General features: G+C 64.1%; 18 protein-coding genes and 1 tRNA gene. 8 read left to right on the forward strand and 11 right to left on the reverse strand.

Annotated features, from left to right (window positions below):
- Together ACS8YF_RS06045 and mdcA are read right to left on the reverse strand one after the other, a co-directional pair.
- The coding region (locus tag ACS8YF_RS06045; RefSeq protein ID WP_440849328.1) for a triphosphoribosyl-dephospho-CoA synthase at positions 1 to 397 on the reverse strand (397 nt) is incomplete at its 3' end.
- Complete coding sequence (gene mdcA, locus ACS8YF_RS06050; protein WP_440849329.1) at positions 397 to 2,055, reverse strand: malonate decarboxylase subunit alpha; 1,659 nt, start codon at positions 2,053 to 2,055, stop codon at positions 397 to 399. The genes mdcA and ACS8YF_RS06045, both read right to left, overlap by 1 nt.
- A gap of 154 nt (positions 2,056 to 2,209) precedes the next feature.
- On the opposite strand from mdcA, the gene ACS8YF_RS06055 reads away from it, so the two are divergent.
- From ACS8YF_RS06055 to ACS8YF_RS06080, 6 genes are all read left to right on the forward strand, one after another.
- Positions 2,210 to 3,127 (forward strand): LysR family transcriptional regulator, encoded by a 918-nt coding sequence (locus ACS8YF_RS06055; protein ID WP_440849330.1) that lies wholly within the window; start codon positions 2,210 to 2,212, stop codon positions 3,125 to 3,127.
- A 284-nt stretch (positions 3,128 to 3,411) separates the two neighbouring features.
- A complete protein-coding gene (glk, locus tag ACS8YF_RS06060) occupies positions 3,412 to 4,404 on the forward strand; it encodes a glucokinase (RefSeq protein ID WP_440849331.1) in 993 nt (330 codons plus the stop codon).
- A 218-nt stretch (positions 4,405 to 4,622) separates the two neighbouring features.
- Positions 4,623 to 5,915 carry an ABC transporter substrate-binding protein gene (locus tag ACS8YF_RS06065; protein WP_440849332.1) on the forward strand — a complete coding sequence of 431 codons (1,293 nt, stop codon included), beginning with the start codon at positions 4,623 to 4,625 and terminating at the stop codon, positions 5,913 to 5,915.
- Between the two features lie 90 nt (positions 5,916 to 6,005).
- Positions 6,006 to 6,935 (forward strand): carbohydrate ABC transporter permease, encoded by a 930-nt coding sequence (locus ACS8YF_RS06070; RefSeq protein WP_440849333.1) that lies wholly within the window; start codon positions 6,006 to 6,008, stop codon positions 6,933 to 6,935.
- Positions 6,919 to 7,803, forward strand: a complete 885-nt coding sequence (locus tag ACS8YF_RS06075) for a carbohydrate ABC transporter permease (protein ID WP_440849334.1) — start codon at positions 6,919 to 6,921, stop codon at positions 7,801 to 7,803. The genes ACS8YF_RS06070 and ACS8YF_RS06075 overlap by 17 nt, the downstream gene beginning before the upstream one ends.
- 92 nt (positions 7,804 to 7,895) lie before the next feature.
- Complete coding sequence (locus ACS8YF_RS06080) at positions 7,896 to 8,993, forward strand: ABC transporter ATP-binding protein (protein ID WP_440849335.1); 1,098 nt, start codon at positions 7,896 to 7,898, stop codon at positions 8,991 to 8,993.
- 102 nt (positions 8,994 to 9,095) lie between these two features.
- Here ACS8YF_RS06080 and ACS8YF_RS06085 read toward each other — a convergent pair whose 3' ends face one another.
- The 8 genes from ACS8YF_RS06085 to ACS8YF_RS06120 all read right to left on the reverse strand — a co-directional run bounded on the left by ACS8YF_RS06085 (position 9,096) and on the right by ACS8YF_RS06120 (position 18,315).
- Positions 9,096 to 9,725, reverse strand: coding sequence for a bifunctional 4-hydroxy-2-oxoglutarate aldolase/2-dehydro-3-deoxy-phosphogluconate aldolase (locus ACS8YF_RS06085; RefSeq protein WP_440849336.1), 630 nt, complete (start codon positions 9,723 to 9,725; stop codon positions 9,096 to 9,098).
- A gap of 30 nt (positions 9,726 to 9,755) precedes the next feature.
- A complete protein-coding gene (gene edd, locus ACS8YF_RS06090; RefSeq protein WP_440849337.1) occupies positions 9,756 to 11,585 on the reverse strand; it encodes a phosphogluconate dehydratase in 1,830 nt (609 codons plus the stop codon).
- 47 nt (positions 11,586 to 11,632) lie between these two features.
- Complete coding sequence (gene pgl, locus ACS8YF_RS06095; RefSeq protein WP_440849338.1) at positions 11,633 to 12,316, reverse strand: 6-phosphogluconolactonase; 684 nt, start codon at positions 12,314 to 12,316, stop codon at positions 11,633 to 11,635.
- A gap of 73 nt (positions 12,317 to 12,389) precedes the next feature.
- Positions 12,390 to 13,868, reverse strand: a complete 1,479-nt coding sequence (gene zwf / locus ACS8YF_RS06100) for a glucose-6-phosphate dehydrogenase (RefSeq protein ID WP_440849339.1) — start codon at positions 13,866 to 13,868, stop codon at positions 12,390 to 12,392.
- Between the two features lie 153 nt (positions 13,869 to 14,021).
- Positions 14,022 to 15,644 carry a hypothetical protein gene (locus ACS8YF_RS06105; protein WP_440849340.1) on the reverse strand — a complete coding sequence of 541 codons (1,623 nt, stop codon included), beginning with the start codon at positions 15,642 to 15,644 and terminating at the stop codon, positions 14,022 to 14,024.
- 500 nt (positions 15,645 to 16,144) lie between these two features.
- Positions 16,145 to 17,116 carry a sugar-binding transcriptional regulator gene (locus ACS8YF_RS06110; protein ID WP_440849341.1) on the reverse strand — a complete coding sequence of 324 codons (972 nt, stop codon included), beginning with the start codon at positions 17,114 to 17,116 and terminating at the stop codon, positions 16,145 to 16,147.
- 253 nt (positions 17,117 to 17,369) lie between these two features.
- Positions 17,370 to 17,445, reverse strand: a tRNA-Ala gene (locus ACS8YF_RS06115).
- 129 nt (positions 17,446 to 17,574) lie between these two features.
- A complete protein-coding gene (locus ACS8YF_RS06120) occupies positions 17,575 to 18,315 on the reverse strand; it encodes an LOG family protein (RefSeq protein ID WP_440849342.1) in 741 nt (246 codons plus the stop codon).
- 206 nt (positions 18,316 to 18,521) lie between these two features.
- Between ACS8YF_RS06120 and clpB the strand changes: the two genes are divergently transcribed.
- Together clpB and ACS8YF_RS06130 are read left to right on the forward strand one after the other, a co-directional pair.
- Positions 18,522 to 21,107, forward strand: a complete 2,586-nt coding sequence (clpB, locus tag ACS8YF_RS06125) for an ATP-dependent chaperone ClpB (RefSeq protein ID WP_440849439.1) — start codon at positions 18,522 to 18,524, stop codon at positions 21,105 to 21,107.
- 150 nt (positions 21,108 to 21,257) lie between these two features.
- Positions 21,258 to 22,088, forward strand: a complete 831-nt coding sequence (locus tag ACS8YF_RS06130; protein WP_440849343.1) for an aldo/keto reductase — start codon at positions 21,258 to 21,260, stop codon at positions 22,086 to 22,088.
- Positions 22,089 to 22,360: 272 nt separating this feature from the next.
- Here the strand turns inward: ACS8YF_RS06130 and ACS8YF_RS06135 are convergent, their stop codons facing one another.
- The gene (locus ACS8YF_RS06135; protein WP_440849344.1) at positions 22,361 to 23,401 is read right to left on the reverse strand and encodes a Glu/Leu/Phe/Val dehydrogenase dimerization domain-containing protein; all 1,041 of its coding nucleotides are present in this window, start codon (positions 23,399 to 23,401) and stop codon (positions 22,361 to 22,363) included.
- Positions 23,402 to 23,403: the final 2 nt, after the last annotated feature.

Genomic DNA, 23,403 nt, shown 5'->3' on the forward strand with positions numbered 1-23,403 from the left:
GCCATTGCCGACGCGGCGTCGCCGCGGCGGACGCCACGATCAGGCCCAGCGCCCAGATCGCGCCGCGATGCGTGTTCACACCGTTGGTGGCCTGCATCATCGCCGCCTCGGCCTCGCGGCCGGCCACGCCCAGCGCCGCGCGCAGGGCCGCCGCATCCGCCTCCCCGGCCGCGGCGGTCGCGATCGCGGCGAAGCCCGGTTCCAGTGCCAGCGCCGAGGTCGTCATCAAGGCGTGATCCATATCGCGATGCGCGCCGGTCGTCGTCCGATCCACCAGCCCCGGCTTGGGCGTGAGATCGAGTTCGTCGCGCAGCGCGGCCACGGCCATGCCGGCCAGATCCAGTGCCGATGAGCGCGACCCGGCAGCGCCGGCGGCATCGAAATCCAGACGCCGCATCACCAGCTCCTGAAGCGCGGCGGCGGATCGTAGAGCCCGCCCGACCAGTCGACCAGGTCGGCGATGCTGGAGGCGGCGAGCTGCGACCGCGTGGCCTCGGCGCGCGCCACGCCCAGATCCTCGGGCAGGCGGATCTTGTCCTGCTGGCGCAGCCGCGCGCTGACCCGCGGATCGGCCGACCGCCCCAGCGGGGTGACCCCGGCCACGGCCGCGATCATCGCGCGCCGCTCTTCCAGCGATTCGGCCTTGTACAGATACGCCAGCCCTTCTTCGGTGAGCAAATGGGTAGTGTCGTCGCCGTAGACCATGACCGGGGCCACCGCCAGATGGGCTTTCTCGGCGACTTTCACCGCATCGAGCTGGTCGACGAACGTCGGTTTCAGGCCGGCCTGGAAGGTCTCGACCATCTGCACCACCAGCTTGCGGCCGCGGCCGAGCTTGTCGTCCGGCGCCGCGAGATGGGCCCAGGCCGGTGTGGCGTGTCGCCGGCCGCGGGCATCGCTGCCCAGATTCGGCGCCCCGCCGAAGCCGGACACGCGCGACTCGGTCACGGTCGAGGAATTGCCGTCGGGGTCGATCTGCAGCGTGGCGCCGATGAACATGTCGGCCGCGTACTGGCCGGCGAGCTGACAGAACGCGCGGTTGGATCGCAGCGAGCCATCGGCACCGGTAAAGAACACGTCGGGCCGGGCCGCGACATAGCGCTCCATGCCGAGTTCGGTGCCAAAGCAGTGCACGGACTCGACCCAACCCGATTCGATCGCCGGGATGAGCGTCGGATGCGGGTTCAGCACCCAGTTCTTCGCGATGCGCCCGCGCAGGCCGAGCTTTTCGCCGAAGGTGGGCAGCAACAGCTCGATGGCGGCGGTATTGAAGCCGATGCCATGGTTGAGCGAAGTCACGCCATGCTCGGCATAGATGCCCTTGATGGCCATCATCGCCATGAAGATCTGCACCGGCGTGATGTTGCGCGGGTCGCGCGTGAACAGCGGCTCGATGTAGAACGGCCGGTCGGCCTCGACCACGATATCGACCCAGGAGCCCGGGATATCCACCCGGTCGAGATCCGATACGTCGTCGACGATCTCGTTGGCCTGGGCGATCACGATACCGTCAGAGAACGCCGCGGCCTCGACCAGCGCGGGCGTATCCTCGGTCGACGGGCCGGTATAGAGATTGCCCTGGCGGTCGGCCTTGAAGGCCGCGGTGAGCACCACGCGCGGCGTGAGATCGACGAACAGCCGGGCGTACAGCTCGATGTAGGTATGGATGGCGCCGACCTCGATCGTGCCGTCCATCATGAGCGCGCCGATGCGGTGGCTCTGGGTGCCGGAGAAGGCGAAATCCAGTTTTTTCGCGATGCCCTTTTCGAACACCGCCAGATGCTCCGGCCGGCCCACGCTCGGCTGGATCATGTGCAGGTTGTTCACGCGCGCCGGGTCGAGCTCGGCCAACGCGCGCGACAGGAAATCGGCCTGTTTCTGGTTGTTGCCTTCCGCGATGATGCGGTCGCCCGAGCGGATGCAGGCGTAGAGAATATCGGCGATGGCCTCGCGCCGGGCCAGCTTGCCCTCGAGGTGGCCGGCGGCCGCCGCCAGGCGCTCGGCCTTGTCCTCACCGCGGGTGTTCCAGTTGCGTGTATCGTTGTTTTGAATCATGCCACCGCATCGCCTGAGCCGGGATGGCCGACGATAGAATCGGCCCAGCGGTCGATCAATCAAGCTCGCGTTAGCTTCGTTAACGTCGGGCAAAGCCCAGCGCCGGTCGCCGCGCATGCCGCGGTCACCGCCCCGGGTCTGGAGGAGCCATCATTTGAGCGGCAGCGACGAAATCACCCTGCGCAAGCTGGAGATCTTTCTGGTCTTCATGCGCGAACGCAATCTCGCCCGGGCCGCCGAGGCCCTGGGGCTGTCGAGTGTGTCGGTACACAAGGCAATTCATTCGCTGGAGACCGCCGTCGGCGCGCCATTGTTCGCCCATCGCGGCCGGGCGCCGGAACCGCTGGCCTCGGCCACCGTGCTGGAATCCCACGCCGCCGACATCATCGACGGCATCCAGCGCAGCGTGGACGCCACGCGCCAGGCCGCGGGCATCTCGCCCCGCACCTTCCGGATCGGCTCGCTGTATTCGCTGACCATCGAGGTGGTGCCGCGCATCATCACCGCCATCCAGACCTCGCTGCCGGGTTGCAACATCGAACTGGTGCTGGGCTCGAATACCGATCTCGAGGACAAGCTCGCCGCCGGCGAGGTCGATGCCGCGGTCATGTGCGTACACGATATGGACAGCTCGCGCAGCCGGCGCGTCATTGCCCTGTTCGGGGACGAAATGTATCTGGCCAGCCGGAAGGACGACGCGCCCTCGCGGACCCCGGTGGATCTGCGCGACTGGGCGGATCGGTCGTTCGTGATGCTGTCGCAGGAATTCTCTTCCGGCCGCGATGCCTACCGCATGTTCGACCAGGCCGGGGTGACGCCGAAGGTCGCGCTGCGCGCCAACGACATCTTTTCGCTGTCGTCGCTGGTACGCGGCGGCGTCGGCCTGGCCCTGCTGCCCGGCCGCATCGGCCAGCTCTACCCCGGCGCCCTGCAATACTCGCGCGTGCGCCGCGAGCAACGCGTGTCCCAGACTCTCGGTCTGTGCTATCTCGCCTCGCGCGCCGAGGACGAGGCGATCGTGGCGCTCGAGGCCGCGGCGCGCAGCGCCACGGCCCAGCCCCGGCCAGCCTGACGTGGCGCGGCGATGCGGGGTGCCGTTAAGCGCGTCGCCGTCAACGAAATTCGTCTGTTCCCGAAAATCCTGCGATGGCGCGCACCCGCGCTCGACACGCAGCGACCCGTGTCACGCGCGAAGCAGGGCCGGGCTGTGCCGACCACGCGAAACAAGCCCGCATGGCGCGCTCGCCGGCGGTTCTTGCGGCGATCACGCGGCAACGCCCGAGCGGGCCGCACTGGCCTTCGCTCCGAAGCTATGGCTTCATATGCGGCGTTTCGCATCCCAGTCGAGTCGCGCCCATGTTCGATAAACCCCGTGTTGGTCTTGCCGGTGATCCGGACAGCTCGTGGCGGCTCGTCGCCGATGTCGGCGGCACCAATGCGCGCTTCGCCCTGGCCGACGACTACGGCGCGCTACAGGGTCAGGAGACGCTGCGCTGCGAGGATTTTTCCGGCCTGGCCGAGGCCACCCGACATTATCTGTCGAACCGCAATGTGGGCAGCATTCGCGCGGCCGCGGTGGCCGTCGCGACCGCCGTCTACGAAGACCATGTCGCGTTCACCAACTCGCCGTGGTCATTCTCGATCCGGGACCTGGGTCGCCAGCTCGGGGTCAAGGATTTTCACGTCGTCAACGACTTTACCGCACTCGCGCTGTCGATCCCGCGACTGGATCGCGAGTGGCTGGTACCGGTGACACCGCATGGCGGGGGGACACCGAACGCGCCGCGCGCGGTGATCGGCCCGGGCACCGGGCTGGGTGTGTCGGGCGTTTTCCACTTCGGTGGCCGATGGCGCGCTCTCGACAGCGAGGGCGGCCATGTCACGCTCGCCCCCGCCGATGCGCGTGAAGTCGAATTGCTGGGCATTCTCACCCGGCAGTTCGATCATGTGTCGGCCGAGCGCGTGCTTTCGGGGCCGGGGCTGGTCAATCTGTATCGCGCCAACTGCGAGCTCGACGGCGTGGATGCCGAGGCGCTGGAACCGTCGGACATCACCGAGCGCGGCCTCGCCGGGGAATGTGCCATCTGCGTGAAGGTGCTCGACGACTTCTGCGCCATGCTGGGCACGGCTGCCGGAAATCTGGTGCTCACCCTGGGCGCGCGCGGCGGGGCCTATATCGGCGGTGGCATCGCGCCGCGGCTGCAGCCGTTTCTGGCGCAAAGCCGTTTCCGCGAGCGGTTCGAAGCGCACGGGCGGCTGTCCGAGTACCTTGCCGATGTCCCCTGCTACATCGTGACGGCCAAATATCCGGCGCTGGAAGGCGCGCTGGCCGCCCTCGACGACTTGTAGCCGACCCCGAATAAAATACCTGGAAACAAAAAGTTAAGTTATTTCGGCTTGACTGTGGGCACGGTCCCAGAATGGTCTATTAGACCTTCGTTCCGTTGTGATCCCCGAACGTTTGCTCGATCCTTGAACAAATGCGTCCGCTGTGGCGCACGCGTCAATCGTAGCCAAACGAACACGCCGTGGCCCCAAGGGCCGGATACGGTATCAGGGAGGAGCCCATGAGGAACCAGAGTATTTTGCGCAAGAGCGTCACAATCGGCCTGTCGGTCGCGGCCATGACGGTCGGTGGTGTGGCCCTGGCCGCACCCAACAAGGGCAGTGTCAGCGTGCTGAACTGGTGGACATCGGGCTCCGAGGCCAAGTCCATGAATGTTCTGCAGCAGATGATGGCCGACAATGGCTACAAGATGATCAACGACGCCGTCTCTGGCGGCGGCGGCTCCAACGCCCGTACCGTGCTCAAGTCGCGCATCCAATCGAACAACCTGCCGGGCGCGGCCCAGATCAAGGGTCCGGAAATTCAGCAGTGGTGCACCACCGGCCTGACGATGAACATCGACAAGGTCGCCAAGCAGCAGCACTGGTCCAAGATCCTGCCCGGCCCCGTGGCCAAGGGCATGCAGTGCAACGGTCACTATGTGGCCGTACCGTTCAACCTGCATCGCATCAACTGGCTGTGGATCAACAAGTCGGTGATGGAAAAGGCCGGCGCCCAGATGCCGACCGACTGGGATTCGCTGGTGGCCGCGCTCAAGAAGCTGAAATCGGCGGGTATCACCCCGATCGCCGGCGGCGGCGACACCTGGCAGGTGGCGACCGAGTTCGATGCCATCGCGATCGCCACCGGCGGCGCCGACTTCTATCGCAAGGCTTTCGTCGACCTCGACCAGAGTGCGCTGTCCGGCGACACCATGGCCAAGGTCTTCAAGCGTCTGCGTACGATCGAGCAGTACGAGGATCCGAACGGTCAGGGGCTGTCGTGGAACCATGACACCGGCGAAGTGGTCCAGGGCAAGGCCGCGATGCAGATCATGGGCGACTGGGCCAAGGGCGAAATCACCAACGACAACGCCACACCGGGCAAGGAAATCGCCTGCATGGCGTTCCCGGGGGAACACAACGGCTTCGTTTACAACACCGACTCGTTCGAGATGTTCAAGAGCTCGCACTCGGACAAGAATGCCCAGTACGCGTTCGCGCGCACGGCGTTGTCGCCGAAGTTCCAGCGCCGGTTCAACATGGCCAAGGGCTCGATTCCGGTGCGTGAGGGCGTCTCGCTCAAGGGCTTCGATGCCTGTGCGAAGCAGTCCAAGAAGGACTTCACCGCCGCCGAGAAGAACAATGCGCTCGTGCCGAGCTTCTCGCAGGACATGGCCGAGAACGGCGCGGTCAAGGGCGCCATCTTCGACGTCATCGCCAAGTTCTACAACGACAAGAGCATGACGCCGGAAGCGGCAGCCAAGGCCATGGCGAGCCAGGCCAAGCAGGCCAAGATGATGTCCCAGATGTAGTAGCGGGCGGCATCCTCCGCCTTCCTTCAAGCCGGCGCCTGGGCGCCGGCTTTTCTCTGATGCGCCGACAAGCACAACGGATAATCCTACATGGCTGAATCATCGCCTCGGGCCGCCCGGGCCGCGGCCACGCCGTGGCGACGCCGGCTCGACCGCTGGCTGCCCAAGTTTTCGCTGCTACCCAGCGGTCTTGCTTCGCTGATCTTCGTCTATGGCTTCATTGCCTGGACGATCTGGCTGTCGCTGACCAGCTCGAGCCTTCTCCCCACCAACAACTTCGCGGGCCTGCGCGAATACAAGGTACTGTTTCAGCTCGATATCTGGTGGGTATCGGTGATCAATCTGGCGATCTTCGGCATTCTCTATGTCGCGATCTGTCTGGCTATCGGCCTCTTTCTGGCCATCATGCTCGATCAGAAGATCCGCGCCGAAGGCTGGTTGCGCACGATCTATCTCTATCCGCTGGCCCTGTCGCTGATCGTGACCGGTGTCGTCTGGAAATGGCTGCTCAATCCGAGTCTCGGTCTGCAGCATGTGGTGCAGTCACTGGGCTGGACGGGTTTTTCCTTCGATTGGCTGGTGAATCCGAACATGGCGATCTATACCGTGGTGATCGCCGCGGTCTGGCAGGCGTCGGGCTTTGTCACCGCCCTGTTCCTGGCCGGCCTGCGCGGTATCGACAGTTCCATAATCAAGGCGGCCCAGATCGATGGCGCCAGTCTTCCGCGCGTGTATTTCTCGATCATCATCCCGAGTCTGCGGCCGGTGTTCTTCTCGGCAATCATTCTGCTGGTCAGCCTCGCCATCAAGAGCTTTGACCTGGTCATCGCCCTGACCGGCGGTGGCCCCGGCTACTCGACCTGGCTGCCCGCCATTTTCATGTACAACTTCGGCTTCAATCGGGGCCAGATCGGCCTGGGTGCGGCCGCCGCAACACTCATGATGGCCGCCGTTGCGCTCGCCATGCTGCCAATGCTCATTGCCGAACTGAAGGAGCGCCGTGATGGCCGGACCCACTGAAGACGGCATTCAGCGTGGCGGGCCGATCGCCCGCGCGCTGGTCTACGCCGTGCTGATTTTCGCGGCCCTCTATTTTCTGATGCCGCTGTACGTGATGCTGACGACGTCGTTCAAGACACTGCCGCAGATCAGCCACGGTAACCTGTTCGCCCTGCCATCGCCGTTCTCGACCGAAGGCTGGACGGCCGCCTGGTCCAATGCCTGTACCGGCGCCGACTGCTCCGGCCTGCACGGCTACTTCTGGAACTCCGTACGCTTTACGATCCCGGCCGTGGCGTTGTCGACCCTGTTCGGCGCGATCAACGGCTATGTCCTGACCAAGTGGCGCTTCAAGGGCTCCGAACTGGCATTCGGCCTGCTTCTGGGCGGCACCTTCGTGCCTTTCCAGATGTTCCTGCTGCCGATGGCCGGCGTACTCGGCAAGATCGGGCTGGCGAATTCCCTGACCGGCCTGGCGCTGGTGCATACCGTCTACGGTATCGCTTTCACGACCCTGTTCTGTCGCAATTACTACGTCACCATCCCGGACGAGCTGGTCAAGGCGGCGCGCATCGACGGCGCCGGCTTCGTGTCGACCTTCTTCTATGTGATCCTGCCGATCTCGACACCCATTCTCATGGTTTGCGTGATCTGGCAGTTCACCCAGATCTGGAACGACTTCCTGTTCGGCGTGGTGTTCACCTCGGGCAGCGAGCATCCGATCACAGTGGCGCTCAACAACCTGGTCAACACCTCGTCGACCGGGGTCAAGCGCTACAACGTGGACATGGCCGGCGCGATCATCACCGCCCTGCCCACGCTTATCGTGTACGTGGTGGCCGGGCGCTACTTCATGCGCGGGCTGACTGCGGGCGCAGTGAAAGGCTGACGCCAGTTCAAATCGGGGGCGGGCCAGCCGCGCGGCCGCATGGGCGACCGCGCGCATCCCGCGAACCAACGCCATAACGAGAAGCGAATTACATGGCTGTACTGAAAATCGATAACGTATCCAAGACCTTTGGCGAAACCCGTGTCCTCGAAGACATCAACATCGCCATGGCCGAGGGCGAATTCCTGATCCTGGTCGGCCCGTCCGGCTGCGGCAAATCCACGCTGCTGAACATGATCGCCGGCCTGGAGACCATCAGTTCCGGCACGATCACGCTGGACGGCACACCAGTCAACGATCGCAGCCCGCGCGAGCGCGACATCGCCATGGTGTTCCAGTTCTATGCGCTGTATCCGAACATGAACGTGCGCAAGAACATCGAGTTCGGCCTGAAAATGCGCGGCGTCGACAAGACCGAGCGGGGCAAGACGGTCGAACGCGTGGCCAAGATGCTGCAGATCGAGAACCTCCTCGACCGCAAGCCGGCCCAGCTATCCGGCGGGCAGCGCCAGCGCGTGGCCATCGGCCGCGCCCTGGCCCGCGACCCGGCGCTGTTCCTGTTCGACGAACCGCTGTCCAACCTCGACGCCAAGTTGCGTGTCGAAATGCGCACCGAGCTCAAGCAACTCCATCAGCGCCTGAAGACCGCCATGGTCTACGTAACCCACGATCAGATTGAGGCCATGACGCTGGGCGACCGGATTGCGGTGATGAACGAAGGCCGCGTGCAGCAACTCGGCACACCGCACGAGATCTACGACAATCCGGCCAATCGCTATGTCGCCGGTTTCATCGGCTCGCCGGCGATGAACTTCATCGAGTGCGAGTTCTCGGGCGGCGAGAACGGCACAATCCGGTTAACCTCTGGACAGGCCAGCATTGACCTCATGCTGCCACAAGCCGCCGCGAGCCGGCTTGCGGCGCACGGGCAGTCAAGGGTCATCATGGGCATGCGACCGGAGCATCTGGCACCGGCCGAGCCCAGCGAAGAGAACGCGCTGACCTGCCGCATCGAGATCGTGGAACCGACCGGGCCGGATACCTATCTGCTCACCCATATCAACGACATCGAGGTCACCGCGCGCTGCACGCCATCGGCGGCACCGGAAGTCGGCGCGAATATGGCCCTGTCGTTCGATACCGCGCGTGCCGTATTCTTCGACTGCGACAGCGACGAGCGGATCGCCTAGCAGGCTACCCCGGCAGCAAAAAAGCCGGGCTCGAGCCCGGCTTTTTTTCTTACCTGCCATGCGTTGGCGGGCGGTTCCGCGCCGAGGCGGCCCGCCACGGCGTCAACGCCCGAGCCGCGCGGCGCGCTCCGCGGCTGCACGGGTTGGCGACTGACCTGTCGGCTCATCCCCGGTCGCCGGCTTGGCGAGCCAACTGCCGCCGACGCAGGGAATGCTGGGCAGCTTGAGATAATCCGGCGCGCTCTGCTCGGTGATGCCGCCCGTCGGGCAGAAGCGGACATCCGGAAACACGGCCGCATACGCCTTGATTGCGGAAGGGCCGCCGATCACCGACGCCGGAAACAGCTTGACCTGCTGCCAGCCCTGGCGCACCAGATGGGCAACCTCGCTGACCGTCTGCGCCCCCGGCAGATAGGGCAGATCCGCCTCGCGGCAGACCGCGCCGACATCGTCGGCAATGCCCGGCGAAACGATGAACTGGGCACCGGCATCCAGTGCTTCGTGCGCCTGCGCCGCGGTCCACACGGTGCCCACGCCGAGGCATAGATCAGGCACGGCCTGGGCGATCGCACGCACGGCATCGAGTGCGACCTGGGTGCGCCGCGTGATCTCGATCGTCTTCAAGCCGCCGTCGTACAAATCGCGCGCCATGGCGACCGCGTCATCGACCGAATGGATGGTGACCACCGGGATCACCGGCGACATTTTCATGATGGCGAGTGTATCGGCCATGGTTACCTCTTGATTATCGACGGATCGCGTTCAGTCATGGAGCACCGGACCGGCGCCTTCTTCGGCCGGCGCGGCATGGTGGCGAAACAGCGCGAACAGCTCGCGACCGAAACCGTATTCGGTCGGCGGCGGATCGGCGAAGGAGACCGGCTCGCGGGCGTCGAGTTCGGCCTGATCGACCTGCACCGACAACTCGCCCGTCTCGCTGTCCACGACCACCATGTCGCCGTCCCGGATTCGGCCGATGGCCCCGCCGAGCTTCGCTTCAGGGGTGACCTGAATCGCCGCCGGCACCTTGCCCGAGGCGCCCGACATGCGCCCATCGGTAACCAGGGCGACCTGATAACCACGCTGCAGCAGCACCGACAGGCTCGGCGTCAGCTTGTGCAGTTCGGGCATGCCGTTGGCCCGCGGGCCCTGGTACGGCACCACCACCACCACGTCCTTGTTCAGCTCATTGGCCTTGAACGCGTCGAGCACCGCCTGCTGGGTTGAAAACACCTGTGCCGGCGCCTCGATACGGCGATATTTCTTGTCCACCGCCGAGGTCTTGATGATGGCGCGGCCCAGATTGCCATCCAGTACGTTGATGCCCCCGGTCGACGCAAACGGGGTGTCGACCGTGCGCATGACGTCTTCGTCGTGGCTGGTCATCGCACCCTCGCGCCAGGCGAGTTCGCCATTGTCCAGGAACGGTTCACGCGTGTAATTGTGCAGGCCGTAGCCCTCGACCGTCATGACGTCGTCATGCAGCAGGCCGGCATCGAGCAGACTGCGAATCATCAACTGAATGCCGCCCGCGGCGCGCATATGGTTGACGTCCGCGACCCCGTTCGGGTAGACACGGGCCAACAGCGGCACCGCCGATGACAATTCCGAGAAATCGTCCCAGTTGATCTTGATGCCGGCGGCGCGTGCCACCGCCACATAGTGCATGGTGTGGTTGGTCGATCCGCCCGAGGACAACAATCCGACCAGGCCATTGACCAGGGATTTCTCGTCCACGATGTCGCACATCCGCCGGGCCTGGCCGTCGTCGGGCACGGAGGCCATCTCCACGGCGCGCCGGGCGGCCGCTTCGGTCAGCGCATGGCGCAGCGGCGTACCGGGGTTGATGAAAGACGTTCCGGTCAGATGCAGGCCCATGAACTCCATCATGAGCTGGTTCGAATTGGCCGTGCCATAAAAGGTGCAGGTGCCCGGCGAGTGATAGGCCATGGATTCGGCCTTGAGCAGCTCGTCGCGGCCGATCTCGCCCTGGGCGAAACGCTCGCGAACCTTGGCCTTGACCGGGTTCGACATCCCCGAAGTCATGGGTCCGGCCGGCGCGAAGATCACCGGCAGATGACCGAAGGCCAGGCTGCCGATCAGCAGCCCGGGCACGATCTTGTCGCAGACACCGAGGCAGATGGCGGCGTCGAACATGTTGTGCGTCAGAGCCACGCCGGTGGCCAACGCGATGACATCGCGCGAGAACAGGCTGAGCTCCATGCCGGGCTGGCCCTGGGTCACGCCGTCGCACATGGCCGGCGTACCGCCGGCGAACTGTGCCACGCCGCCCGCGTCCCAGGCGGCTTTCTTGATGATATCCGGAAAATCCACGAACGGCTGGTGGGCCGAGAGCATCTCGTTGTAGGCCGAGACGATGCCGACATTGGGCCGGACATCCGAGGCCAGCGCGTCCTTGTCCGGCGCGCCACAGGCGGCAAAGCCGTGGGCCAGATTCGAGCACGACATGGTGCCGCGGTGCGGGCCATGCCGCCCGGCTTCGTTCATGCGTGCGAGATAATCCGCACGGGAATCGCGACTGCGCTCGATGATGCGCTGAGTGACGTCGTGGATGACGGGATTGAGTGCCATGACAGCCTCCGCTCACGGGAGCCCGGCGATAACGCCGGGCGTTTCATTCATTCAGCCCAGTGTGCCTGGGCCACGGGGCGCTCGAGATGCAAGACGCCGCGCACGGGCAGTTCGGCCACCGGGCCGGCCGCCCGGGCGCGTTCGAACACGCGGCGCTTCTCGTCGCCGAAGATCAGAAGATCGATGCTGCGGGCATCGGTCAGGTACGCCAGACTCAGGGACAACCGGGCCGGCGGGCCGACGCTGGGCGCCACGCAGGGCGCCGTCGAGTCGAGACAGGTCTGGATGTCGGGCGCTTGCGGGAACAGCGAGGCGGTGTGCCCGTCGTCTCCCATGCCGAGCAATACCACATCGAGCGGCCGCGGCACGTCGGTCAAGGAAGCCGCGACCGCGTCGAGCGCTTCGCCAGGCGTATCGGTCGGGCGATACAGCCCCACGAACCGCGCCTCGGCCGCCGGCCCGGCCAACAGCGTCTGCCGAACCAGTCGTTCGTTGCTCTGCTCGTCGTCGACCGGCACCCAGCGCTCGTCGGAGGGGACAATCGTCACTCGCGACCAGGCCAGTGCCTCGGCCGAAAGAAACGCGAACAGCTCTTTCGGCGAACTGCCGCCACAGACCACCAGGCTGGCCGCGCCGCGCTCGGCGATTGCGTCGCGCAGGCGTGCGGCAATCGATGCCGCGAGCTTGCGTGCCGCCTCGGTCCGGCTGGGATATTGCGTCAACTCGGCCATGGGAACGGTCCCTCTCGTGGATTGCATTCAGCGCGGGTCTCGACCTGTGCGCGCCCATACGGCGCGGGGACGATCAGCTATCGTGCCACCGCCGTCCATCGCGATCGAGCAATACGAAGGCATCGGTCGGACCCCAGCTGCCGGCCATGTATTCCTGGGCTTCGACCTGTTCCAGACGCCAGCTCTCCAGAATCCGGTCGATCCACTGCCAGCCGGCCTCGACCTCGTCGCGGCGCATGAACAACGCCGGGTTGCCGCGCAGGACTTCCATCAACAAGCGCTCGTAGGCGTCCGGATAAGCCACTTCGAACGCCTGGCTGAAGCTCAGGTTGAGCGGCAGGCTACGCATGCGGAAACCACCGGGGCCCGGTTCCTTGGTCATGATCGACATCTCCACGCCCTCCTCCGGCTGCAGCCGCAGCACGAGGCGATTGGGCTGGAGCGGTTCCTCGCCGAAGATCGAGTGCGGCACCGGCTTGAACTCGAACACGATCTGCGACGACTTGCGCGCCATGCGCTTGCCCGTGCGCAGATAGAAAGGCACGCCCTGCCAGCGCCAGTTGTCGATCTCGGCCTTGATCGCGACGAACGTCTCGGCCGTGGCCTCATCCGCGGGCGCCTGGGCCTTCTTGTTCGCGCTGCCGTAGGCCGGCACCGCCTTGCCGTCGATCATGCCGGCCGCGTATTGCCCGCGCGCCGTGACCTTGTGCACATCCTGCGGCGTAATGGGCTTGAGCGAGCGCAGCACCTTGATCTTTTCGTTGCGCACATCGTCGTGGTTCATGCTCGCCGGCGGCTCCATCGCCGTCAGGCACAGCAGTTGCAGCATGTGGTTCTGCACCATGTCGCGCAGCGCGCCGGTCTGCTCATAGAACTCGAAGCGCTCGTCCACGCCCAGGCTCTCGGCGACGGTGATCTGCACATTGTCCACCGCCTGTCGGCCCCACACCGGCTCGAACAAGGAGTTGCCGAAACGCAGGGCGATCAGGTTCTGGACCGTTTCCTTGCCCAGATAATGATCGATACGATAGATCTGCGATTCGTCGAACCGCGCGCCCACCGCATTGTTGATATCGCGCGCCGATTCGTAATCGTGGCCCACCGGCTTTTCCAGCACGATCCGGGCTCTTGCATCCACCAGCCCGGCATCGGCCACGCCATTGGCGATCTTGCCGAACAGACTGGGCGCGGTGGCCAGATAGAACGTACGAATACGGCCATCGTGGTCGAACCGCTCGGCGAATGCCGTCCAGCCGGCCGCGTCGTCTACGTCGAGTCGCACATGGGCCAGGCGATCATGGAAACGCGAGAACACATCCTCATCGATTTCATTATCCGGGAGATGCTCTTCGAGCACCTTGCGAACCCACGCGGCGTAGTCCTCGTCGCTCATCTCCTGGCGCGATACCGCAATAATGCGACTATCGTCCGAGAACTGCTCGTCGTGGTCGCGGTGATACAGCGCCGGCAGCAGCTTTCGCCGCGCCAGATCACCCGTACCGCCGAATATCACCAGGTCGAACGGATCCACGGGTACGAATTCGGCGGCCATTGTCTCTCTCTTTCTCGCTAACCAATTCAACTCCCGAGTATAACCGCTTCGCCTGGCTCTGTGGCGCGGGCGAACCGCCCCGCGAGCTTTTCACAGCATTAAAAAAGCCCGGCCATCCCGAGGGATGGACCGGGCCGTTGGGCCGTTGCGCGACTAGAAGCTGTAGTAGAAGCGGATACGGTTGTCGTAGAAGTTCGGCGCGTGGTCGAACTTGGTGATGCCCAGATTGTCCCCGATCTTCAGGCCGGCGAGCTGCTTGGAGATGCCGCCCAGGTCGTAGGTCATGCCGATGCCGATACCCTGACTCTTCTGGTTCCGATACTGGGTGCCGGTGAACGAGTCGGGGCTACCGTTGCGCCCATCGCCGATCTGACCATTATTGCCGTTGCTCGCGCCGCTGAAGTAGAAGTCATGCGAGTGACCATACTTGGCTTCATACTGCACGTAGCGTGCATACATCGAGAAGTTGTCGGTCGGGGTGAAGTCGATGCGCGCACCGGCGGCCCAACCCGGGCCCTGCTCCTGGATACCGTCATTCATGGTGTCGGTGTAGATCACGCCCGACAGATCGGTGTACGGATGCAGGAGCTGGCCGTGGTTGAACGAGTTATTGTGCTCCGGCGAGAAATTGGCGAAGACCGAGAAGCCGACCATGCCGCTATCCACACCCAACTTCAGACCGTAGATCTGGCTGTTGATGCCCTGCGGGATGCGGCTCTTGTCCGCATTATAGGCCGCAACCACCTGGGCGCGGACATACGGCGCCCAGGCCGTGGCCCCCGAACCCATCGTCGGCGCCATGTAACCGACCTCGCCGTAGTCGGCCGACTCGGTCTGCTGGAAGTCATAGTGGTAGTACTGCCCGACAACCTGGCCGCCGTTGGACATCACGTTGCGATAGGAGGTACCCAGTGACCAGAAGCCGCTGACGTTGTCGAAATACCGGTTCGCCTTGACGAAGCCATCCGGAGGATTGCCGCGCGGCTCACGCCGCGTGATCTTGGCACCGAAGACCTGCCACTCGGGCTGGTCCATGGCGGACGCATCCAGGCCGAAGAACGGCAGATACTGATTGGTCTCGTAGGTGGCGTTCTGCGACACGCTGGACTGATTGATCTGTGGGCCGGTGTTGCCTTCGGTCTTGGCGGAACCGCCGCCAGTGAACGACATCCGCGTCATGGTATCCAGCGGACGCCAGACCGCGCTCACGCCCTGCATGGCACGCGGCAGGAAGGTGAACTGATCGGCACCGGCCAACGGCGTGTTGATCAGCTGACGGCCGCCACGAAGCTGGAACCCGTACGCATTGAACTGCAGGTAGCCCTGGGTAATCGCGTCCACGGATCCGCATGCCAGATTACAGTTCAGCTTGGTGCCGGCGGCGTTGTTGCCGTAGAGCGCGCCTTCATAGACGAACTCGCCACCCGCGGAAAAGCCGTACAGACGCCCCGTCGTAATACCGATCTGCGCGCCGAAGTTGGTGTTCTCCGTATTGTAGTTATCTCCGGTCTTTGGTTGCCCCGGGTACGGCTGGTTGGTGTCATGCCAGCGACGGAAGTCGTAGAAGCCGATGCGGCCGTGCACTTGCGAACCTTCCACGACCTGCTTCTGGAACATCTCCGGAAAACTGAGCGTCGACGTGTCGTTGCTCGAGTTGCTGGTCTGTGCCTGCGCGGCACCGGCGCACACGAGTGCGGTGGTACCGAGCAGCAATGTCGTATAACGACTTACGCGGCTGTTGAGCGCGGCGCGCCCTTGTATTTTTTGCTTGCCCACAGTGGTTTCTCCTGATTGGCTAGTTTTACGCTATTCGCGGAAGCTATCCGCGCCCCTTCGATAACCGCCGGTCCACAGGCTCTTATCTCGAGCCATCCAGTCCGGCGGACTGGTTCTTTCCATGTTTTCCAAGATCTCATCCGCCGCACCGGCCGACCGGGCCCCGACACGCGCGATCATTCGGTCGCGCGTGTCGATACGGCTTCGGGGACGGATATCACTCGGATCAATCAAGCTTTTCGACCGTGTCTTGCGTCCCCGTAACCTTCGCACTCGCCGGCTTGTTGCCAATTCGCCCCGGCCCGGCGCGATCCAGACCCGCTCGACGCTGTCGCAGCAAGTCCTTGTTGAGCGGATCATAACGTTCAGCCGGCTCATTACCCATTCGCGAAAAGTCGAACATATCGCGCTGCCGGGCCGACTTTCGATGCCAAATTCGCCCATTCGCTGTCGCCCATCCAGGGCGCGCCGCGCCCATCGTAAGCCCCGTTCGCGGCCGCTCACGCAGCACGGGCGCGCACATTCAACAGCGCCTTGGCCGCGGGCTCATCGACGATCAGCCGATCAATCACGCCACTATTGAGCACGGCGTGGATCGCCGGCCCCTTGTCAGCGCCGCCGGTTACCGCGACGATCTCGCGCTCGGCCAGCTCGGCCAGCGACAGGCCGATCGTGCGTTCGTTGATCACCATGGGGATGGGCCGCCCGTTGCAGTCCAGGAAATGCCCGACCAGCTCGCCCACGGCGCCTGCCTCGACCAGCTCCGCCAGCTGGCGCTCGCCCAGCAAACCGCGCTCTTCCATGAACATGGGCTGATCCAGGGCCATGGCACCGATGCCGACCACGCCGAGATCAATCGCCCGGGCCCGGGCGAGGGCATCGGCGACACTGCGCTGGGCCATCAGTACGTTGCGGTCCTCGATACTGTCGGCGATGAACGGCACCGGCAGGAAAAACCCCTGCCCGCCGGTTTTCTCGGCCAACCGATAGACCACATCGAACGGATTGATCGCCGATTGCTGGGTCAGACTGCCCATGAGCGAGACGATGGCCAGGTGGGGAAGCCCCTCACGGGGCAGTTGACGCGTCATCTCGGCCAGCGAACGGCCCCACGACACACCCAGCGACGACACCTCGCCACTCGCGATGCGCCCATGCACGTAGCGCGCCGCCGCCGAGCCGAGCGCGCCCACGTTGCCGTGGCGATCATTGGGATCCTCCACGTCGGGCACGACCAGGCACTGGCTCAGGCCGAAATACTCGGCGATACGATCCTCATAGGAGACCAGGCGCTGGGGCGAGCGATCGATATAGACGTGAACATAGCCCGCCTGATGGGCCTCGCCGATCAGGCGATGAACCTTGGCGCGCGACAACGACAGTCGATCGGCGATTTCAGCCTGGGTATACCCGCCGATGTAAGACAACCAGGCGACATAGATCGCCAGATCATCGGTTTGCCGGTCAGCCATGAACGATGCCGATGAAATAATTTTCAACAATTGAGAAAAATTATTTCAGCGACGACAACGCTGTCATTGCGACCATGGTTGTAGTCGCGGGCCACCGCTCAACAATCAAGTCGAATCATGGCCTTACGGGCCAACCTCAAAGCGGCGTGCGAGCCCGGCCGGCAAATTGCCGACGCTGGCCCGTTGATCGCGCAGCAGGCACCGAATCATGGGCAATAAAAAAGGGATCAGGCGCGGCCTGATCCCTTCGACATGGTGGAGCCGGGCGGAATCGAACCGCCGACCTTCGCATTGCGAACGCGACGCTCTCCCAACTGAGCTACGGCCCCACGAAACCGTCTGTTGCCTCGCAACGAGCGGCGTATGATAGCAGGCTTATGGCGATTGCCAACCCCTGACACGCCACTTCGTTGGCAATCGACCCGCTATCGCCGGGCCCGGCGTTCAATCCGGGGGGCTCAGGCCTGGCGCTTGGCCCCTTCGGGCACCCGGCCTTCGAGGGCGTCGGTCAGGAAATCATATGCATGCTGGACGCTATTGGCCTGGTAGAACAGCCGCATATCCGCATCGGCAATCAAGCCGAGTTCGCGGAACACATCGAAATCGATCAGGCGCCGCCAGAAATCGTGGCCGTAAAGCACGACCGGGATTCGCGGCTGTTTGCCGGTCTGGATCAGGGTCAGCATCTCGAACAGCTCGTCCATGGTGCCGAAGCCGCCCGGGAAGATGATCAGGGCCTTGGCAAGATTCATGAACCAGAACTTGCGCATGAAGAAGTAGTGGAAGTTGAAGTTCAGGCGCTCGTGCACCCAGGCGTTGGTGCCCTGCTCGTGCGGCAGCTCGATGTTGAGCCCCATCGACAGTTCCGGATTGACATCCGCTGCGCCGCGATTGGCCGCTTCCATGATGCCCGGCCCGCCACCGGTACAGACATAGTAGTGCTCGCCGCTGGCGTGCTCGTCCATGGTCCAGCGCATCATGCGGCGGGCCAGTTCACGCGCCTCGGCATAGTAGTCGGCGGTATCGGCCACCCGATCGTGCTCGTGCGGACGCAGCCGCGCCGAGCCCCAGAAGATCAGACCGTTATGCACGTCCAGTTGCATCAGCCGGGTACGCGGCTCGATGTACTCGGACAGGATCCGGAGCGGACGGGCTTCCTCGCCCAACATGAAATCCGGATCGGTGTAGGCGTTCGACATTCAGACCTCGGGATGATTCAGATCACGCCGGTTCGCGGCAAACGCGCGAGTATATCAGCGCAGACGTGGTCTGCCGGGCGATGGAATGAAATCCATCAAACAATGGTTGAAATGTTCAAGGCAGACCTCATTACAACCTCAAAGCGATGGCCGTACGCGGTGCGGCACGACTCACCCGTCTTCACAAAGGAAAGTCGACCATGCGAATGGACAAACTCACGAGCAAGCTCCAACAGGCCCTGGCCGATGCCCAGAGTCTGGCCGTGGGGCGCGACCATAACGAAATACAACCCCAGCATTTGCTGCTGGCGCTACTCGATGCCGAGGGGGGCACGGTTCGTCCATTGCTCGACGGCGCGGGGCTCAACGTACGCGAGATCCGCAATCAGGTCCTCAAGAGCCTCGACAACCTGCCGACAATCAGCGAGGCCACGGGCGAGGTCAATCCGAGCCAGGCCTTGATGCGCGTGCTCAACCTGTCGGACAAGCTGGCGCAGAAGCGAGGCGACTCGTTCATCTCCAGCGAGCTGGCCATTCTCGCCATGCTCGAGGACAAATCCGAAACCGGCAAGATTCTCAAGAACGCCGGCGCGACCCGCGACAATCTCACGGCGCAGATCGACAAGATCCGCGGCGGCGAACAGGTGGACGACCCGAACGCCGAGGAACAACGCGGCGCGCTCGACAAGTACACCACCGATCTCACCGAGCGGGCGGAACAGGGCAAGCTCGATCCGGTGATCGGTCGCGACGAGGAGATCCGGCGCGTGATCCAGGTGCTGTCGCGCCGCACCAAGAACAACCCGACGCTGGTCGGCGACCCGGGCGTGGGCAAGACCGCGATCGTGGAGGGCCTGGCCCAGCGCATCGTCAACGGCGAAGTGCCGGAGTCGCTGCGCGACAAGCGCGTGCTCGTGCTCGACCTCGCGGCCATGATCGCCGGCGCCAAGTATCGCGGCGAATTCGAGGATCGGCTCAAGGGCGTGCTGGCCGATCTGGCCAAGCAGGAAGGCCGCATCATCCTGTTCATCGACGAGATTCATACGCTGGTCGGCGCCGGCAAGGCCGAGGGCGCCATGGACGCCGGCAACATGCTCAAGCCGGCGCTGGCGCGCGGCGAACTGCACTGCATCGGCGCGACCACGCTCAATGAGTATCGCGAGAACATCGAAAAGGATGCGGCCCTGGAACGCCGTTTCCAGAAAGTGCTGGTCGACGAGCCGGATCTGGAGGACACCATCGCCATTCTGCGCGGCCTGAAGGAGCGCTACGAGGTGCATCACGGCGTGGACATCACCGACGGCGCGATCATTGCCGCGGCCAAGCTGTCCCAGCGCTACATCACCGATCGCAAGCTGCCGGACAAGGCGATCGACCTGATCGACGAAGCGGCCTCCAAGATCCGTATCGAGATCGACTCCAAACCGGAAGCGCTCGACCGGCTCGACCGGCGCCTGATCCAGCTCAAGATCGAGAAACAGGCCCTGTCCAAGGAGTCGGACGAGGGCTCCAGGGCACGGCTGGAAAAGCTCGACGATGAAATCGACGAGCTGGAACGCGAATACTCGGATCTCGAGGAGATATGGAAGGCCGAGAAAGCCAGCGTGGCGGGTGCCGCCAACAAGCGTGAGGAACTGGACCAGGCCAAGCGTGAACTGGAGGCCGCACAACGCGCCGGCGACTACGAGCGCATGGCCGAGCTGCAGTACGGCAAGATTCCGCAGCTGCAGCGCGAACTCGAGGAAGCGCAGGCCGCCGAGGAGAAGCCGGCGGACCACAAGCTGCTGCGCAACAATGTGACCGACGAGGAAGTCGCCGAAATCGTCTCGCGCTGGACCGGCATCCCGGTGTCGCGCATGCTCGAAGGCGAGCGCGACAAGCTGCTGCGCATGGAGGATTCCCTGCATGAGCGGGTCATCGGCCAGGACGAGGCCGTGGCCGCGGTGTCAGACGCGATCCGGCGCTCGCGATCCGGCCTGTCGGACCCGAATCGACCGATCGGCTCGTTCCTGTTCCTCGGCCCGACGGGCGTGGGCAAGACCGAGTTGTGCAAGGCGATTGCGAATTTCCTGTTCGATACCGACAACGCCATGGTGCGCATCGACATGTCGGAATTCATGGAAAAGCACTCGGTGGCGCGGCTCATCGGGGCCCCGCCCGGTTACGTCGGCTACGAGCAAGGTGGTTATCTGACCGAGGCAGTACGGCGCAAACCGTATTCCGTGATCCTGCTCGACGAGGTGGAAAAAGCCCATCACGACGTATTCAACATCCTGTTGCAGGTGCTGGACGACGGCCGGCTCACGGACGGCCAGGGCCGGACCGTGGATTTCCGCAACACGGTGATCGTGATGACGTCCAACCTCGGCAGCCAGCTGATTCAGGAACTGGCCGACTCGGGCTACGACACGATGAAGGAATCGGTCATGGAAGTAGTCGCTCAGCACTTCCGGCCGGAATTCATCAACCGCATCGACGAATCGGTGGTGTTCCATCCGCTGGCGGCACCCGAGATTCGGCAGATCGCGCGCATCCAGATGCGCGAATTGGAGCAGCGCATGGCCGAACGCGAGCTTACGCTGGAAATCAGCGACGCCGCGCTCGACCGGCTCGCCGAAGCCGGCTTCGATCCGGTCTACGGTGCCCGGCCGCTCAAGCGTTCGATTCAGACGCTGGTCGAAAATCCGCTGGCCAAGCGGATTCTGGCCGGCGAGTTCGTCGCCGGAGATATCGTGCGGGTCGATCTGAAAAGCGAGGACAGCCCCGACCTCGCCTTCGCCAAGGCGGCCTGATGCCGCCACCCGGCGGGCCGCCAGCCAGGCCCGCGGCATGCGCCGCGGGCCTTTTTCATGGCGACAGGCGGTCAATGCCCGGGTTGATTATCGCGGTGGCGCCCCACAGCGTCAGGCCATCAATTTGTATCGAACACAACAGGATTGACCATGCATAATGTGACGGCCAATGGCGCGACGATTCCCGCAATCGGCTTCGGCACCTTCGAGCTTGAGCCCAAGGACGCCGAGGCGATGGTTGAACATGCACTCGCGGTGGGTTATCGCCACATCGATACCGCCCAGGTCTACAAGAACGAAGAAGCCGTGGGCCGCGGCATCAAGAATTCCGGCGTCGCCCGTGAAGACATCTTCCTGACCACCAAGGTCTGGACCGACCGCTACACCGACGGCGAGTTCCAGAAGTCGGTCGCTGAAAGCCTTGAACGGCTCGATACCGATTATCTCGACCTGCTGCTGCTGCACTGGCCGAACCCGGATGTCTCGCTCAAGGAGACGCTGGCCGCACTCAACGAAGTGCAGGACAAGGGCCTGGTGCGCAACATCGGCATCAGCAACTTCACCCGTGCCCAGATCCATGAGGCAGCGGAACTCTCGGCCAAGCCGCTGGCCACCAATCAGGTCGAGTATCACCCCTATCTCGATCAAAAGCCGGTGCTGGATGCACTGTCCGAGCATGGCATTTCGCTGACCGCCTACTGCCCGCTGGCCCGCGGCGAGGTCTTCAAGGACCCGACGCTGGAACGCATCGGCAAGCGATACGGCAAGAATGCCGGCCAGGTGGCCCTGCGCTGGCTGGTCCAGCAGGACAATGTGATCGCCCTGCCCCGCTCATCCAACCCGGCGCACGTGGCCGCCAACTTCGAGGTCTTCGATTTCGAGCTCACCGAGGAAGAGATGAGCGAGATCAGCAAGCTGCATTCCGAGGACGGCCGAATGATCAATCCGTCGTTCGCGCCGGCCTGGGACAACGCGGCCTGATTCTCGCCAGACGATCCCCTTGTAAGCCGCGCTCGGCGAGCGCGGCTTTTTCATGGCCGCTCTTGATTATGTACAAAATTATGTACAAATTTCAGCCAAAGTCTTGACAGTGCGATTGCTCGCGAACCTGAAGCGACAGCGCCTTGATCTTCCTTCTTATTTGCGCTCATTCGCGTGCATTTGCGGACAAAATGCGCTTGCTTAGTCAGCCAACTGAGTGTCGTACATAATCAAGTGGCCGCTTATCGATATCGTCGGCGGCCGGGCCGGAATCAGGCGGCGCCAACCCGGGCATGCGCCAGCGCAAGTGCGACCTCGGCCGAGGTCCGGCCGCTGCGTTCGGCCTCGGCAAAGATCTCGTCGAGCGTCGTCTCGATCCCGGCCACGCGGCCCGCGACGCGCTGGCTGTCATAGCCGGCGGGATCGATCTCGTCGGCCACGTTGATCAACCCGCCGGCATTGATGACGAAATCCGGCGCGTAGACGATGCCGCGCGCCGCCAGCCGGGCCGCATCGGCGTCGGTAGCCAGCTGGTTGTTGGCCGCGCCGGCGATCACGCGGGCCCGAATGGCGGGGATACTTCGTTCGTTGAGCACCGCGCCAATGCCGCAGGGCGCGAACACATCCACGTCCGCAGTGGTGATCTCGTCGTTTGCGATGATGGCCGCCCCGGCGCCACGCGCGCGCTCGATCGCCGCTTCGTCGATGTCCGAGGCCCACACCTCGGCCCCTCGGGCGATCAAACGCTCGATGACGCCGAAGCCGACATGGCCGCAACCTTGCACGGCAACCTTCAGGCTGCGGAAATCAGCGGGCATGCCGGCAGCCCGCAGCGCCGAGCGCATGCCGTTGATCACGCCCTGCGCCGTATGCGGCGACGGATCCCCCGAACCGCCGTCATCCAGACCGCGACCCACCGCGAACCGGGTGACATCGTTGAGCCGCGCGATGTCCGACTCGCTCATGCCCATGTCTTCGGTTGCGATGTAGCGCCCGCCGACGCGCTCGATGCAATCGGCCAGCGCATGCATGCCCGCCGCGCGATCGGCCGGGAACGGGCCCATGACCACCGCCTTGGCGCCGCCACACGACAATCCCGCGCAGGCTGCCTTGTAGGTCATGGCCTCGGACAGGCGCAACACGTCGGTCAAGGCCTGGGCCTCGTCGTCGTACGTCCGGATACGCACGCCGCCGAGCCCCGGCCCCAGCGCGGTGGAATGAATCGCAATGATGGCGCGCAATCCGGTCGCCGGATCATGAAAGAAACAGACCTGTTCGTGGCCGGCCGCGACCATCGATGAAAAAACCGTCACCC

The organism is Salinisphaera sp. SWV1 (assembly GCF_052044155.1).
Taxonomy (GTDB): domain Bacteria; phylum Pseudomonadota; class Gammaproteobacteria; order Nevskiales; family Salinisphaeraceae; genus Salinisphaera.